This window comes from Microbacterium umsixpiens (genome assembly GCF_053543675.1).
This window is the reverse complement of sequence record NZ_JBLVOH010000232.1, coordinates 1-14,057: the sequence shown is the minus strand read 5'-3', so window position 1 is coordinate 14,057 and position 14,057 is coordinate 1. Positions and strand designations below refer to the sequence as shown.

At 70.0% G+C, this 14,057-nt stretch carries 13 protein-coding genes and 2 pseudogenes; 9 read left to right on the top strand and 6 right to left on the bottom strand.

Annotation, left to right across the window (positions count from 1 at the left end; genetic code table 11):
- From ACNPM4_RS19555 to ACNPM4_RS19540, 4 genes and pseudogenes are all read left to right on the top strand, one after another.
- A pseudogene (locus tag ACNPM4_RS19555) lies at positions 1 to 349 on the top strand (cation transporter); the annotation flags it as partial.
- Between the two features lie 41 nt (positions 350 to 390).
- Complete coding sequence (locus ACNPM4_RS19550) at positions 391 to 654, top strand: glutaredoxin family protein (protein WP_029262885.1); 264 nt, start codon at positions 391 to 393, stop codon at positions 652 to 654.
- 31 nt (positions 655 to 685) lie between these two features.
- Positions 686 to 2,080, top strand: a complete 1,395-nt coding sequence (locus ACNPM4_RS19545; RefSeq protein ID WP_448986873.1) for an MFS transporter — start codon at positions 686 to 688, stop codon at positions 2,078 to 2,080.
- Positions 2,081 to 2,108: 28 nt separating this feature from the next.
- The gene (locus tag ACNPM4_RS19540) at positions 2,109 to 3,905 is read left to right on the top strand and encodes an aldehyde dehydrogenase family protein (protein WP_448986872.1); all 1,797 of its coding nucleotides are present in this window, start codon (positions 2,109 to 2,111) and stop codon (positions 3,903 to 3,905) included.
- A gap of 3 nt (positions 3,906 to 3,908) precedes the next feature.
- On the opposite strand, the gene pip is transcribed toward ACNPM4_RS19540, so the two are convergent.
- The gene (gene pip, locus ACNPM4_RS19535; RefSeq protein ID WP_258134254.1) at positions 3,909 to 4,916 is read right to left on the bottom strand and encodes a prolyl aminopeptidase; all 1,008 of its coding nucleotides are present in this window, start codon (positions 4,914 to 4,916) and stop codon (positions 3,909 to 3,911) included.
- Positions 4,917 to 4,943: 27 nt separating this feature from the next.
- Positions 4,944 to 5,828, bottom strand: a complete 885-nt coding sequence (locus ACNPM4_RS19530; protein WP_400856679.1) for a neutral zinc metallopeptidase — start codon at positions 5,826 to 5,828, stop codon at positions 4,944 to 4,946.
- A 52-nt stretch (positions 5,829 to 5,880) separates the two neighbouring features.
- Between ACNPM4_RS19530 and ACNPM4_RS19525 the strand changes: the two genes are divergently transcribed.
- From ACNPM4_RS19525 to ACNPM4_RS19505, 5 genes are all read left to right on the top strand, one after another.
- A complete protein-coding gene (locus ACNPM4_RS19525; RefSeq protein ID WP_448986871.1) occupies positions 5,881 to 6,870 on the top strand; it encodes a malate dehydrogenase in 990 nt (329 codons plus the stop codon).
- Positions 6,871 to 6,986: 116 nt separating this feature from the next.
- Positions 6,987 to 9,275, top strand: a complete 2,289-nt coding sequence (locus ACNPM4_RS19520; protein ID WP_448986870.1) for a DUF6571 family protein — start codon at positions 6,987 to 6,989, stop codon at positions 9,273 to 9,275.
- A 23-nt stretch (positions 9,276 to 9,298) separates the two neighbouring features.
- Positions 9,299 to 9,883, top strand: a complete 585-nt coding sequence (locus ACNPM4_RS19515) for a hypothetical protein (protein WP_448986869.1) — start codon at positions 9,299 to 9,301, stop codon at positions 9,881 to 9,883.
- Positions 9,883 to 10,164 carry a hypothetical protein gene (locus ACNPM4_RS19510; protein WP_400856686.1) on the top strand — a complete coding sequence of 94 codons (282 nt, stop codon included), beginning with the start codon at positions 9,883 to 9,885 and terminating at the stop codon, positions 10,162 to 10,164. Before ACNPM4_RS19515 ends, ACNPM4_RS19510 begins: the two co-directional genes overlap by 1 nt.
- A 54-nt stretch (positions 10,165 to 10,218) precedes the next feature.
- The gene (locus ACNPM4_RS19505) at positions 10,219 to 10,695 is read left to right on the top strand and encodes a recombinase family protein (protein ID WP_448986868.1); all 477 of its coding nucleotides are present in this window, start codon (positions 10,219 to 10,221) and stop codon (positions 10,693 to 10,695) included.
- Between the two features lie 21 nt (positions 10,696 to 10,716).
- On the opposite strand, the gene ACNPM4_RS19500 is transcribed toward ACNPM4_RS19505, so the two are convergent.
- From ACNPM4_RS19500 to ACNPM4_RS19485, 4 genes and pseudogenes are all read right to left on the bottom strand, one after another.
- Positions 10,717 to 11,418, bottom strand: coding sequence for a hypothetical protein (locus tag ACNPM4_RS19500; RefSeq protein ID WP_262002136.1), 702 nt, complete (start codon positions 11,416 to 11,418; stop codon positions 10,717 to 10,719).
- Positions 11,411 to 11,893, bottom strand: a complete 483-nt coding sequence (locus tag ACNPM4_RS19495; protein ID WP_029262896.1) for a hypothetical protein — start codon at positions 11,891 to 11,893, stop codon at positions 11,411 to 11,413. The genes ACNPM4_RS19500 and ACNPM4_RS19495 overlap by 8 nt, the downstream gene beginning before the upstream one ends.
- Positions 11,893 to 13,641, bottom strand: a complete 1,749-nt coding sequence (locus tag ACNPM4_RS19490; protein ID WP_448986867.1) for a hypothetical protein — start codon at positions 13,639 to 13,641, stop codon at positions 11,893 to 11,895. The genes ACNPM4_RS19495 and ACNPM4_RS19490 overlap by 1 nt, the downstream gene beginning before the upstream one ends.
- Positions 13,638 to 14,057 (bottom strand): annotated as a pseudogene (locus tag ACNPM4_RS19485) (hypothetical protein); the annotation flags it as partial. The gene ACNPM4_RS19490 and the pseudogene ACNPM4_RS19485, both read right to left, overlap by 4 nt.

The following is a 14,057-nucleotide window of genomic DNA, read 5'->3' as shown; positions in this document are numbered from 1 at the left end:
CATCATCTGGGACGGCTTCCGCAACACCAAGACGGCCGTGGTCGACCTGATGGATCAGCGCGCACGCACCTACGACAGCAAGCATCCGCATCCGCTGGCCGCCGACATCGTCTCGTACCTGCGGAGTCGGCCCTGGGTCGCGCAGGCCGGAGTGCGGATGCGCGATCAGGGACAGGTGTTCCACATCGAGGCGTTCGTCGTGCCGCATCGCCGAAAGGTGACGCTCGACGATCTCACCGCCGCCGCAGAGGGGATCGCCGACATCGACTGGAAGATGCAGGACGTGGTCGTGATCCCCGTCGAGCATCTGCCCCGCGAGGTGGACACCGGTCGCCGAGCACCCGGCTGACGCTCAGCGCCACTCCATCCGGGCGGCCGTAGGCTGGAGACATGACTTCTCCTGCCTCCGACACCATCACGATGTTCGGCGCCGACTGGTGCCGCGACTGCATCCGCACCAAGAAGCAGCTCGATGCGCTCGGGGTCGAGTACACCTACGTCGATCTCGTCGCCGAGCCCGCCGCCGCGGACGTCGCGAAGGAGATCTCCGGTCGCACGAACATCCCCGTCGTCGTGTACCCCGACGCCTCACACCACGTCGAGCCGTCGAACGCCGACGTCGAGTCGAAGCTGCGCGAGCTCGCACTGATCTGAGTGGCCCGCATCGCGCCGCTACACTGGCGCGATGAGCACTGAGGCTCGGCCCGAACGAGCATCCGTCCGTCTCTCCCCGCGCACGATCGTGCTGTACGCGATCGGGTCGCTGGGGACCGGCGGCTACGCCACCCTGCCCGGGCTGGTGCTGACGTACTTCCTCACCGACAACCTCGGCGTCGCCGCGCTCGCGGCCGGACTCATCGTCACGGCCGCGAAGATCTGGGACGTCCTGATCGATCCGTTGATCGGCGCCGCGTCGGACCGCCAGCTCGCTCGCACCGGCTCCCGTCGCGGGTTCATGGTGACCGGTGCCCTGGCCCTCCCCCTGTTCTTCGCCCTCACGTTCGCCGTGCCGCCCTCCTGGGGTCCGGTCGCCGGGGCGATCAGCGTGCTGCTCGCGTTCCTCGCGACCGCCACGGCATTCAGCCTCTTCCAGGTGCCGTACGTCGCCCTGCCCGCCGAGCTGACCGGCGACTACGACGAGCGCACCCGTCTGCTCGGCTGGCGCGTGGTCGTGCTCACCGCGGCGATCCTGCTGTTCGGCGCCGGAGGCCCCGCGCTGCGCAATGCCGGCGACGACCCCGTCATGGGGTATCTCCTGATGGGCATCGCTTCGGGTCTCGTGATCGGGATCGGCATGCTGATCGCTTCCCGGACCGCGACGAACGCCGCCCGGCGCACCGTGGCAGCCCCGGCCGCCGCGATCGCCGACTCGACCTGGCGCGATCAGTACATGTCGGGCTTCCGGGCCCTGAAGCGCAGCCAACCGTTCCGCGCACTACTGGGCACGTTCGTGCTGCAGGCCCTCGCCACGGGGACGATGCTCGCCGGCGCGCAGTACGTCGCGACGTGGGTGCTGCGCAGCGAGGACGCCGTGACCTTCGTGTTCGTCGCCCTCGTCGGGCCCGCGCTCCTCGCGACCCCGGTGTGGACAGTGATCGCGAGGCGCATCGGCAAGGAGCGGGCGTTCGCGATGGCCAGCGTCCTGTTCACCGCCGCCGCAGCGACGCTCGTGTTCGCGGTCTGGGTGCCCGGCGCCTGGATCTACGCCTCGGTCGCCGTCGCCGGCATCGCCTACGCCGGGCTCCAGTCGCTGCCCATGGCCATGCTGCCCGACGTGATCTCGCACGACGAGCGCACGAGCGGTCCGGGACAGGCCGGCACCTTCACCGGCATCTGGACGGCGGGTGAGACCGTCGGCTTCGCGCTCGGCGCCACCGCGGTGTCGCTGACCCTCGCCGCGACCGGCTACATCTCCACCGTCGCCGGAGCCACGGTCGAGCAGCCGGAGGCCGCGATCACGGGCATCGTGCTCAGCTTCAGCATCCTTCCCGCCGTGCTGATGGCCGCGAGCCTGCTGACGCTGCGGCACTACCGCCTCCGTCGCGCCGACATCGAGGCCGTCGGAACCTCCGACGCCTAAGCTGGGATCCCGTCCGAAGGAGACGCCGATGACTTCTGCGAGCACAGCCCCCGCCCCCGCATCCGCCTCGAAGAGCACACCGACGGCAGGGTCGGCGTCGTTGAGCGAGGGCGAGCAGGAACGTCTCGACACCGCGATCGACGACCTGCAGGCCGGAGCGCGAACGTGGTCCGCCCTCACCGTGGCGCAACGGGTCACGCTGCTGCGCGCGGTGCGCACGAGCGTCGCCGCCACCGCCGAGGACTGGGCGAACACGGCCGCCGCCTCCAAGGGGCTCGACGGGAAGCACCCGCTGCGCGGCGAGGAGTGGCTGAGCGGACCCTACAGCGTGCTCGGCGCGCTCGACGCCTACATCGAGACGCTCTCCCGTCTGGCGAAGGGCGCGAACCCGCTCGACGGCATCACCATCGACCGCGCTCCGGGCGGACGCACGCGCGTGCACGCCTTCCCCCTGACCGGCATCGACAGGTTCCTGCTGTCCGGCTTCACCGGCGAGGTCTGGCTCGAGCCCGGCATCACCCCGAGCGCCGCGCGCGCGGGCGCCGGCCTCGCTCAGCGCACCCCCACCGAATCGGGCGGAGTCGGACTCGTGCTCGGAGCCGGCAACGTGACCTCGATCCCGGTGCTCGACGTGCTGTACGAACTGCTCGCCCACAACCGCACCGCCCTGCTGAAGGTCAACCCCACGCAGGATGCTCTGGTGCCGGTGTACAAGCGCGCGCTCGCACCCCTCATCGAACCGGGACTGCTCCGCATCGTGCGCGGCGGCCCCGCGGTCGGCGCGTATCTCGCCGGCCACCCCGGGCTCGTGCACGTGCACATCACCGGCTCCGCCGCGACGTTCGACACGATCGTGTGGGGGCCGTCGAAGGGCGAAGGGGCTGCCGCGACGAAGCGTCGTCGGCGCGAGAACCGCCCGCAGCTGAAGAAGCCGATCACCGCCGAACTCGGCGGAGTCTCCCCCATCATCGTGGTACCCGGCGCCTGGACGGATGCCGACCTCACCTATCAGGCCGAGCACATCGCGACCATGCGCCTGCAGAACTCCGGCCACAACTGCATCGCCGGCCAGGTCGTCATCATGTCGTCCGAATGGGACCAGGCCGATGCGTTCCGCGCCGCGCTGCGACGTGCGTACGCCAACGCCCCGGAGCGCCCCATCTGGTACCCCGGCTCTCCCTCGCGCATGGAGCTCGCGACCGACGCCTACCCCGATGCGCTCGTGCTGGGCGACCGGCTGCTCGTCGAGATCGACGCCGACGACGATGCGGCTGCGCTCGAGACCACCGAGTACTTCGCGCCGGTGCTGGGCGTCGTCACCGTTGCGGGCACCGGCCAGGAGTTCCTCGATGCCGCCGTGGCCCACGCGAACGACAAGCTCCAGGGCACCCTCGGCGCGAACCTGCTGATCGACCCGGCGACCGAGAAGGCGCTCGGCGCCGGTTTCGAGCGGGCCATCGCAGCGCTCCACTACGGCTCGATCGCGATCAACAGCTGGACCGCCTTCGCGTTCATCACCCCGACCCTCACCTGGGGCGCGTTCCCCGGCGGCACCATCGACGACGTGGGCAGCGGCATCGGCGTGGTGCACAACGCGCTGCTGCTCGACGGGGTGGAGCGCTCGGTGCTCCGCGGACCGTTCCGCCCGTTCCCCCGATCGCTGCCGATCGCGAACGGCGGCGGACGCCTCACGATCCTGCCGAAGCCGCCGTGGTTCGTGTCGGCGCGCACCGGGGCGGCCGTGAGCGAGGGGCTGACCCGCCACCGCGCGAACGGCGGCGTCGTGGGACTCCTGAAGACGCTGACGAAGGCGCTGCAGGCCTGAGGCTCAGCGGGCGGCGCGGGCGAAGCGGTCGGTCGCGGCGCGCAGCGCCTTCTGAGTACCCGGCTCGGTGGCCGCGTGCCCGGCATCGTCGACCACGACGAACTCGGCCTCGGGCCAGGCGCGGTGCAGGTCCCACGCGGTCATCATCGGTGTCACGACATCGTGCCGCCCCTGGACGATGACGGTCGGGATATGGCGGATGACGTCGACCCCGGCGATCAGCTGCCCCTCTTCCCACCAGCCGCGGTGGACGAAGAAGTGGTTCTCGATGCGGGCGAACGCGGTCGCCTTCTCGGGGTCGGACATCGCGCCGATCTGCGCGGCATCCGGCGTCAGCGTCACGGTCGCCGCCTCCCACGTCGACCAGGCGATCGCGGCAGGCACGTGCACAGCGGGGTCCGGATCGAACAGCCGCCGGTGGTAGGCCTCGATCATGTGCGAGCGCTCGAGCACGGGGATCGGCGCGAGGAAGCTCTCCCAGAGGTCGGGGAACAGCGCGGCGGCGCCGCCCTCGTAGAACCATTCGAGCTCGACGCGACGCAGCGTGAAGATCCCGCGGAGGACGAGCTCGGTCACGGCATCCGGATGCGCCTGCGCGTACGCCAGCGCGAGGGCGCTCCCCCACGACCCGCCGAAAACCTGCCACTTCTCGATGCCGAGGTTCTTGCGCAGCAGCTCGATGTCGGCGATCAGGTGCGCGGTCGTGATGTACCGGAAGTCGGCATCCGGCGCACTCGCGTGCGGCGTGCTGCGTCCGCAGCCGCGCTGGTCGAACAGCACGATGCGATAGACCTTCGGGTCGAAGAACCGGCGCTGCCAGGGCGAGGTGCCGCTGCCGGGCCCGCCGTGCAGGAACACCACCGGCTTACCCTCGGGGTTGCCGCTGACCTCCCAGTACACGCGGTGGCCGTCGCCGACGAGCAGTTCCCCCGTCTCGTGCGGTTCGATCGGTGGATACAGCGCATCCGTCTTCTTCATCTTCGGTCCCCCGGCCGGTCGTGCAGACTTCATCGTCAACGCTAGCGGGTCACGCTGCGGCTATGGATCCAGCTGGTCGGTCGGCAGCGTCAGCACCTGTTCGCAGACGCCGAGGCCGTTCTGATACCCCTCGGCGAACCAGCGCTGCCGCTGCTCGCTGGAGCCGTGCGTCCAGCTCTCCGGGTTCGAGAAGCCGGACTGCTCCTGGATGTGGTCGTCACCGACCGCGAACGCCGCGTTCAGGGCATCGATGCGCTGCTTCTCGGTGGTCGGCTGAAGGTACGGAACGCCCTTGCTGTCGGTCTCCTCCGAGATCCGACCGATCCAGGCACCCGCGTAGCAGTCGGCCTGCAGTTCCGTGCGGACGCCATTGCTTCCGGGACCGGTGCCGTTGTTCGGGTAATCGTCCATGACCCCGGTGATCCATTGGATGTGGTGACCCCACTCGTGCCCGACGATGTACAGCTGGGCGAGTTCGCCGGCGGATGCGCCGAACTGCTCCTGCATCAGCTGGAAGAAGGTCGGGTCGATGTAGACCGTCTCGTCGCCGGGGCAGAAGAACGGCCCGACCGCGTTGGATGCCGTACCGCAGGCCGTGTTCGTCGCCCCGTCGACCACGATGAATCCGGGCTTGCGATAGCCCTCGACCTCGTCGGCCCAGAACTCGTCGAGCACGAGCTGCGCACCTGCCATGCGGCAGTCGACGTCGGCGTTCGCCTGCGCACCCGTCTCGCAGTTCTCGATGACCGATCCCCCGGCCGGTTCGCTGCCGCCGCCGGGCGCGCCGCCGCCGATCAGTCCGGTCAGGTCGATCCCGAGCAGCGGTCCGGCGATGAGCGCGATGATGCCGAGCACGCCCACACCCACGCCGCCCGCGATGGCTCCGGTGCGGCCGCGTCGACGCGTGGTGTTGCCCGAGATGTCGGCGTCGGGATTGAAGGTCATGCGTCGAGGGTACTCCGCGCGGAGACCGGCCGAACGGTCGTAGGCTCGGGGCATGACGACCACGATCACCATCACCGGCGCGGGCGGACAGATCGGCTACGCACTCCTGTTCCGCATCGCGGCGGGCGACCTGCTCGGACCGGACGAGAAGGTGCGGCTGCGGCTGCTGGAGATCCCGCAGGGACTCGGCGCCGCGGAGGGTGCGGCGCTCGAGCTGCAGGACGGCGCGTTCGGGCTGCTCGAGCACGTGGAGGTGACGGATGACGCCGCTGTGGGCTTCGACGGAACCGACCTCGCGCTGCTCGTGGGCGCCCGCCCGCGCGGCCCCGGCATGGAGCGCGCCGACCTGCTCGCGGCCAACGCCGGTATCTTCGGCCCGCAGGGCGCGGCCATCGCGGCGAACGCGGCATCCGGCGTACGCGTCACGGTCGTCGGCAACCCCGCCAACACCAACGCCCTGATCGCGTCCGCGGCAGCCGACGGCGTGCCCGCCGAGAGGTTCACCGCCCTGACCCGGCTCGATGAGAACCGCGCTCGTGCCCAGCTGGCGCAGACGCTCGGCGTTCCGGTGCACACCGTGCGCCGGGTGCCCATCTGGGGAAACCACTCGGCCACGCAGTTCCCCGACATCTCGCACGCGACCGTCGGCGGGAAGCCCGTCGGCGAAGCACTCGAGCAGATCGTCGGCGACGTGCCCGCGTGGCTCGATCAGACCTTCATCCCGCGCGTCGCCAAGCGCGGCGCCGAGATCATCCAGGTGCGCGGGTCGTCGTCCGTGGCATCCGCGGCGAGCGCGACGATCGACCACGTGCGCGACTGGGTGCAGGGCACCGACGACTGGACCTCGGCCGGCGTCGTCTCGCACGGCGAGTACGGGGTTCCTGCGGGTCTGATCTCGTCGTTCCCCGTGCGCTCTGTCGACGGCGAGTGGCGAATCGTCGAAGGCCTCGAACTGAGCGACTGGGCCCGCGCCCGCGTCGACGCCTCGGTGGCCGAGCTGGTCGACGAACGCGAAGCCGTGCGCGCCCTCGGCATGCTGTGATCGCCTGACCGCGCACGAGCGGTGAGGCGCATGGGGAGTTCTGCCCATCGCCGGTCTTCGTCACCCCCGCTAGATTTGCTGGGGGACGGGAACACCGTCGAGGAGGGGCGCACGACATGACTCAGTGGGACGAACTGCATCCGGGCCGGGGGAACACCGGGGCGGTCAACGATGCCGCGACACGCGTCAGCAACCGGAACACCGGCACCGAGACGGTGCGTACGGCTCTGTCGAACGCCGCCACCGGCACGACCGAGGAGATCTGGGCCGGAGACGCGGGCGCCGCGTTCCGCACGTCGCTGGCGAAGCCGCAGACCCTGTGCGATGAGCTCAAGACGGAGTTCGCCGCCGTGCAGTCGGCCCTCTCCGCCTACGCCACCGAGGTCGACCGCATCCGCGTCGCCACCACGGCGGCGCACCAGGCCTACGCCACCGGCTACGCCACGTGGAAGGCCGCGGAGCAGGAGGACAGCCCGTTCCTGCCGTCGGCCTTCACCCCCAACGCGCCGAATGCCACCCTGGGGTCGAACCTCTGGGTGCCGAGCGGGAACAAGCCCGGCCTGTACGACATGCGGATGGCCGCACAGCAGCTGCGCACCCTCGCCGACCAGCGCGAGACCGCCGACAGCACGCTCACGACGGCGCTCCAGCCGCCGGCATCGGCGCGGTGGGACCAGATGCAGTCGGCGCTGAGCGCCGCGGGCATCGACGACATCGACGACCTCACCTTCGAGAACCTCGGAGACGCGTTCGCGAACCTCGCCGACGAGATCGCCGAGGGCGACGTCACCGACGAGAACGTGCAGGCCCTGCAGGACTTCTTCTCGGTCTGGGGCGAAGACACGTTCGTGATGTCGCAGTTCTTCCTCGAGGTCGGCGGCGAGAGCACCGTCTCGATGATCGACAACCTGGGTGACGCGGCCATCACCGAGGGCTTCGACCCCGCAGCGGCACTCGCGCTCGCGACCATGATCCGCGGGGGCCTGTCGACCGGCTCCCAGATCTGGATGCCGTCGACCTCGAGCGACTTCGCCGACAGCATGCTCGAAGGCGCCTCCTCGACCGTGGGCGGCGCGGTCGCGGCGATCGGCTTCCTCTTCTCCGACGAGAAGAACAACCCGCTGGGTGTGAACCTCACGGTGGCCATGGCCGACGAGATCGACCGCATCGAACGCGACCCGATGAGCATGCAGAACGGCGGCTGGTACGACACCTCGCCGAACGCGGGCGGTCGCTTCCTCGCGCAGCTCGAGGGCGAGACGACCGGGCTCAACGGCAACCGCGTCGACGACCTCGCCGGCCGCGTCTTCTCGACGCTCGGCACCTACCCCGACGCGGCACTGGACTGGCTCACGGCGACCGGAGAAGACCCGTACGGCGACGGCGACCTGGGCCCCGGACGTGTCGAGTACTGGTACGGCGACCGCGACTGGAGTGCCGACGGCAGCGGCGACGGCTTCGAGGGTCCGGGAGCGCTCTGGGCCGGTGCGCAGCAGGCCGCGGGCGGCCCTGCCGACGCGACGCACACGTACAACCCGGAGACCTGGGACCGCGTGGCGGAACTCACCACCCAGATCGTGCGGGAGCTCACCACTAACGAGAGCTTCCTGCCGGAGAACCTCACGAGCATCGGACAGGTGCGCATCGCAGAGGGCATCTCCGTCGCGATGCCGTACTTCTCGGAGAACCTCAGCGAGAGCGACCCCCGCACCGCGAGTGCGCTGTCGATCCAGGACGCACTCATCGGGACGACCGACCCGCGTTCGATCCCCAACGTCACGCAGGCGCAGCTGTCCCAGCTTCTCGGCACCGCGACCTGGAGCGATGGGGATTCGCCGTCGGCCGGCGCGGATGTCATCTCCCAGTCGGTGCGTCAGTACCAGGATGCGCTCATCGCGCTCGCCGACTTCGCTCCTCCCGGCAGCGCCTTCGCTGCGGACGCCCTCGAGCGCGTCGTCGAGCTGCAGGGCTGGCTCGACGGATCGGGGGAGGGCGCCGCGCTCGGAGAGGCCGGACGCCACGATGCGGCCGTCCAGGAGGCCATCGACGGCGTGAGCACGGTCGTCGGGCTGATCCCGATCCCGGCCGTCGGCGACGTCCTCGTCGAGGGCGGCAGCGTCGCAATCGATGTCGTGCAGGATGCCGTCATCGGCGGCGTCTCCGACTGGGGCTTCGGCAATGCCGAGGCGGCGTGGGGCAATTCGCACGAAGTACTGTTGGAGGAGCAGCAGAACAGCGCCTCCGGCCGCGAGATCGCGATGATCAACACGATCGAGCAGATGCTCGCCGATCTCGGCATGACGGAGGGGCTCTCCCCGGCAGAGGCGACCGATCTGGCCGAGGAGATGCTGGCGGACTATCAGCGAGGCGTCGAGGCCAGCTCGTCGTGGGCAGAGGGGCATTGAGAATGCAGTACAGGCGTCGACTCATGGGTCTGACAGTGGTCGGGATCGCGGCGATCGGTCTCGCGCTGACGGGGTGCACCCCCGCAGCGGTCGAGCCGCCGTCGGTCAGCTGGCAGTCGGGTGAGCCCACGGGTGAGCTCGAGTCGAGCCCCTGGGTACAGGCCGTCCGCGCATCGGACACCGCCCTCAGCATCGCCGCTTTCACCCGCGACTACACGTCCGACGAGCTGCAGGACACCACGACCGCAGCGGCGATCGACGCTGCGGCCCAGTGGCAGCGCGACGAGGCGAAGGCCGACCGGTTCTTCACCTACCCCGGCCCGGTTCCGATGATCCCGCTCTCGGTCGACGAAGAGGGTGACGAGGCGCTCGTGACCGTCTGCCAGGCGCAGGACTGGTACCTGGACGCCGACCGCACCTCCGCGCCGGAGCCCACCGAGGGCCGCGAGGTCGTCTACCGCGTGATCCGCGACGACGACACCCACCTCGTCGAGACCGACTCCGTCACCACGAAGGACTGCGACATCGCAGGCGCGAGCGTCGCCCTCTTCGACCCGCAGCCCGACCCGACCGAGACCTACTCTCCCGACGATGTGAAGGTGCCGTGATGACCGATCTCCAGTTCGACTCCGAAGCCGTCGGCGCCACCGGCAGCACGCTCCAGAGCACGGCATGGGGCATGAGCCTCGACGTCGACCTCTCCCTCGCCGGCTGCGGCAGCTCCACGGTCTCGGCCGCCGCCGACACCTGGGCCATGTGGGCCAAGGCCTCGCTCCTGCAGCTGCAGAGCATGACCGCCGGCGCCGGCGTGGTCGCCCGCGACTCCGCCACCGCATTCGAGACGCAGGAAGCCGAGATCACGGACTCGGCGAACAACGGCACCCCCTGACAACGGTCTGCATCCGCACCCGCGACAGGGCAGAATGGAACGCGGAGGTGCGCGATGAGCGAGACGATCGAACCCACGGAGGCGGCATCCGTTGATGCTGCCCTGACGAGCCCGCTGCACCTTCCGCATGACGCGGCGGTGTGCCCGAAGTGCTTCACGGAACTGCAGGAGAACCGGAACTTCTGGCTCGCCCGCCCCGACGGCTCACGCCTGGTCGGACTCGTGGTCTCCCGCGACGACATGCCGTCGGTCGTGGAGCAGCGCGCCGATCTCACACGGTTCGGCGTGCCCATCGAGGGCTTCCGTCACCCCGCCCCCGACATCCTGGAGAGCTGGAGCGACCGCCTCTCCCGCCTCATCAGCACCCTGCGTCCCGGTGATGTGCTGGTCGTCGTGTCTATCGCCGCTCTCGGGCGCGACAGCGACGAGGGCGCCAGGACGGTCGCGGAACTCCGCCGCCACGGCATCATCGTCAAGGTGCTCAGCCACAACGCGCGGCACCTCGCCGACGCCGCGGCCGCCACGCGCTGACCGCGCTGGGACCAGGGCGGCTCAGGCTTCGGCGGACGCCCCCGACGGTGCAGCCGGCAGTTCGAAGTACGACGCCTCGACGATGCTGTCGAAGAACCCGAGCAGCACGTGCGGGATGTCGCCGACCGGCGTCGAGAGGTTCACGAGCAGCACCTGCTTCGAGCCGGGGACCGTGTACCAGTAGTCGGCGGACAGACGACGGATCGAGACCGCCCCCGCCTCAGCCGCCAACTCCTCCGGAGCCTCACGCAGGTCTTCCTCGTCGGCCAGCTTCTGCTCCTCGATGCTGTGCAGTCGGAGGATCGCGGAGCCGGGGATCTGCAGCCGGTGGGCGGTGTCGAGGTGGGGACGCTGCAGCTCGGTGAAGACCTTCTCGAGCGTCGCGACGACCGCCTGCGGCGAGACCCCGATCGCCGGGGACATCCGCAGATCGGGCTGCTCGAAGACCGTGAGGGTCACCGGCAGCGGCGTGCCGGGGCGCAGCTCGGTCATCAGGAACATCGCCTTGGCGTGCAGCGCGCGAGCACTCGCGACCGCCTCGGTGAGGTCACGGCGGGTCAGCGCCCGCAGCGTCGAATCCTCGTCGCGACGGCCGAAGACCTCGTCGACGAAGTCGGAGACCAGCGGACCGCTGTCGAGGTCGTTCAGCAGCACCGGGTGCCAGGCGCCGAGAAGTCGGAAGCGCAGCTCGGGCGTCGCCGCCTCGACGGCGACCTCACTCACCGGCGAGCTTCTCGATCTCGTAGTCCGGCACGTTCACGCCCACGGAGAAGCTCGGGCTCCAGTCGATGCCGAGCTCGTCGGCCGCCCGCTGGGCCTCGATCGCACCCTCTTTGCCCTCGAACGTCGACCACGGGTTGAACGCGACGAACGCCGGCTTCGGCTCCGAGGCGTTCCAGGCGGCGACCAGTACCGACTGCAGCGCATCGCCCGTGACGACGTAGCCCAGTGGTACCTCGGCGTGGATCAGCCATCCGCCGGTGAGGCCGTCCCTGATGGGTTCGACCTCGACCTGCAGCGCCTCGGGGAGCGCGGACTTCACCGATTCGACGACGGGTGCGGGATCGGTCATTTCAGCCTCCTGGGTGGATGCGGGCGGAGTCTTCTCCGGCGCGGGCGCACCGGTCGGGAAGCACCCGGTCAGCAGCAGCCCGGCGACGCCGATTCCTGCGGCGGTCAGTGCCAAACGTCGGGACATCACTCACTCCATGCATATTCTTCGGTCGCGACCGTCGCACCGTCGTGGGCGTAGAACTGCTCCAGTCTCGCACGCTCGTCGGCGGGCAGATTCGCGAGCTGCTCCTGCCAGCTGATGTTGTAGAGAGCCGCGTTGTGCGCGCCGGCGTCGATCGCGGCCGGCTGGTGACCGGGGGCGACCGGCGTGAATGTGCGCCAGTTCTCCTCCTGCCGAGGATTCACCGCGCCGTTGGTGAGCGTGTCGAGCATCGGCACCGGATCACCCTGATGCTGCATCGAGATGACCTGCGTCGTCGGCGGGATGCGCATGGCATCGATGGGAGAACCGCAGGCCATCACGGCCTCGAAGTTGTAGGCACTCGACCGGTTCGCCGCGAGATGCCCCGCCATGATGCCGCCCTGGCTGAACCCGACGAGCATCACGGGGTCGCCGTTCGGGCCCGGATCGATGCCGGCATCCTGCATCGCCTGCATCACGGCACGCTCGTACTGCGTCTGCAGCTCGGGCGTGAGCATGAGCGCGAGGTTGCTGTCGAGGTCGTTGGTCGCCCCTGCGTCGTTGATCCCGTCGAGGCTCATGACCCAGTCCTGTGTGGAGGGAAGCACCACGCGCCAGCGGGTGACTCCGTCTGCCCCGACGACCTGCTCGACGCGGATGACGCCCTGCTCATCGGCGGGCGAGGTGCCACCGAGCCAGTCCACCAGGCCGGCCTCTGCGAAGGCGTTCTCGAGGGAGGGATCGCCGATCGTCGAGGTCTGGTCCTTCCATGCCTCGAGGGCCGCCTGGTATTCGGCGTCGCTCGCGTAGTCCGCGCGCGACGGCATCGGGTTGTCCCGCTCATTGATCTCGAAGGGGGTGACCTCGGGGTCGGGTGCGAGCACGTCGGTGAGGATGCGGGTGATCAGCACCCCGCCGATCGTCAGCGCGACAGCACCGCCGAGGAGGGCGAGCACGGCGCCGAGCAGCGGTCCGCCGAGGAGGAGTCCCGCCAGCCCGAGGACGATCGGGATCAGTGCGAGCAACAGCACCGTCATGATCTTCGGCAGCAGCGCGTTCCAGATGTCGGAGAGGGTGTCGAGGACCCCCTTGATGACATCCGTGACCCAGCGCCCGATGCTGGCGAGCAGATCTCCCACGCCCTCGAAGAACTGGGCGATGTTGTCGAGGACCGAGTCCTTGCCCTGGCTGATGACGCTCTCGATCGCGCGGATGGCGGCCTGGGCCGCATCCTCCTTGCTCTGTGCTCCGGCGCGGAGACGAGCGACGATCGCGTTGATGTCGGACTGGGCGGCGGTCGCCTGGCGCTCGGCGCGGGAGAGGTCGTCGGCGGTGTCCTGACGCACGTCCTGCGGCGAGTTGCTCAGCCCCTCGAACCACTGCCGCCGCTGCGCATCGCCGGCCGCGTGCTCGGCCGTACCCAATCGCCCCTGCGCGGCCTCGAGGGCGGGGATGTCCCTGGCCGCCTGCTCTTTGATGGGCGCGAGCGTCACGGCGTACGTGCGCAGCGCTGTGGCGGTCTCGTCGTAGCGCAGATACGCCTGCGACATCGAGGTCTGCAGCTCGGCGGCGGTCGACCGCAGCGCCGTCGTCGACTTGCTCAGCTGACCCGAGACGATGTCCTGCAGCGCCTGGGCGGCGTCGTTGATCGCGGTGGCCTGACGGGACAGGGCACCGGAGCGGGTCTCGAGCGTGCCGGGGTCGCCCTCGAGCAACTGCGACCAGTCGTTCTGGTTCCAGAGACCGTTCATCGGAGAGCCTCGCCTTCGCTGCGCATGTCGATGAGGGAGCCGAGATCCGAGAGGACCGTGTCGATGCGCTCGGCCGGCGCGGAGAACGCGATGAGGTTCTCGGGAGGCAGCACGGCTTCGGCGGGGAGGGTCACGAACTCGGGAGCGGCCGGGAGATCGGCGACCGGGAACGGCATGGGCAGCGCCTCGATCGTCGGGAGACCGATGCCCGGGGCGGGCGCGATCGGCGCGCCGGGAAGGGAGGGCACATCCACCCGCGGCGGATCCGCGATCAGGTCGGGGAAGTCGGGGCCGGCGACCCCACCCGGCAGCGACGGCAGGGGCCCGGGAATCGGATCCGGAAGCGACGGCAGCACCGGCGCAGGACCGCCACCGATACCGGGGTCGGGAAGAGACGGCAACGGCCCGGGAATCGG

Excerpts from the sequence above, each read along its gene's own strand:
- pip (WP_258134254.1), bottom strand. The coding sequence starts at position 4,916 with ATGAAGTCTGCACGACCGGCCGGGGGACCGAAGATGAAGAAGACGGAT.
- ACNPM4_RS19545 (WP_448986873.1), top strand. The coding sequence starts at position 686 with ATGAGCACTGAGGCTCGGCCCGAACGAGCATCCGTCCGTCTCTCCCCG.
- ACNPM4_RS19515 (WP_448986869.1), top strand. The coding sequence starts at position 9,299 with ATGGGTCTGACAGTGGTCGGGATCGCGGCGATCGGTCTCGCGCTGACG.
- ACNPM4_RS19495 (WP_029262896.1), bottom strand. The coding sequence starts at position 11,893 with ATGTCCCGACGTTTGGCACTGACCGCCGCAGGAATCGGCGTCGCCGGG.
- ACNPM4_RS19540 (WP_448986872.1), top strand. The coding sequence starts at position 2,109 with ATGACTTCTGCGAGCACAGCCCCCGCCCCCGCATCCGCCTCGAAGAGC.
- ACNPM4_RS19510 (WP_400856686.1), top strand. The coding sequence starts at position 9,883 with ATGACCGATCTCCAGTTCGACTCCGAAGCCGTCGGCGCCACCGGCAGC.
- ACNPM4_RS19530 (WP_400856679.1), bottom strand. The coding sequence starts at position 5,828 with ATGACCTTCAATCCCGACGCCGACATCTCGGGCAACACCACGCGTCGA.
- ACNPM4_RS19550 (WP_029262885.1), top strand. The coding sequence starts at position 391 with ATGACTTCTCCTGCCTCCGACACCATCACGATGTTCGGCGCCGACTGG.
- ACNPM4_RS19525 (WP_448986871.1), top strand. The coding sequence starts at position 5,881 with ATGACGACCACGATCACCATCACCGGCGCGGGCGGACAGATCGGCTAC.
- ACNPM4_RS19490 (WP_448986867.1), bottom strand. The coding sequence starts at position 13,641 with ATGAACGGTCTCTGGAACCAGAACGACTGGTCGCAGTTGCTCGAGGGC.
- ACNPM4_RS19505 (WP_448986868.1), top strand. The coding sequence starts at position 10,219 with ATGAGCGAGACGATCGAACCCACGGAGGCGGCATCCGTTGATGCTGCC.
- ACNPM4_RS19520 (WP_448986870.1), top strand. The coding sequence starts at position 6,987 with ATGACTCAGTGGGACGAACTGCATCCGGGCCGGGGGAACACCGGGGCG.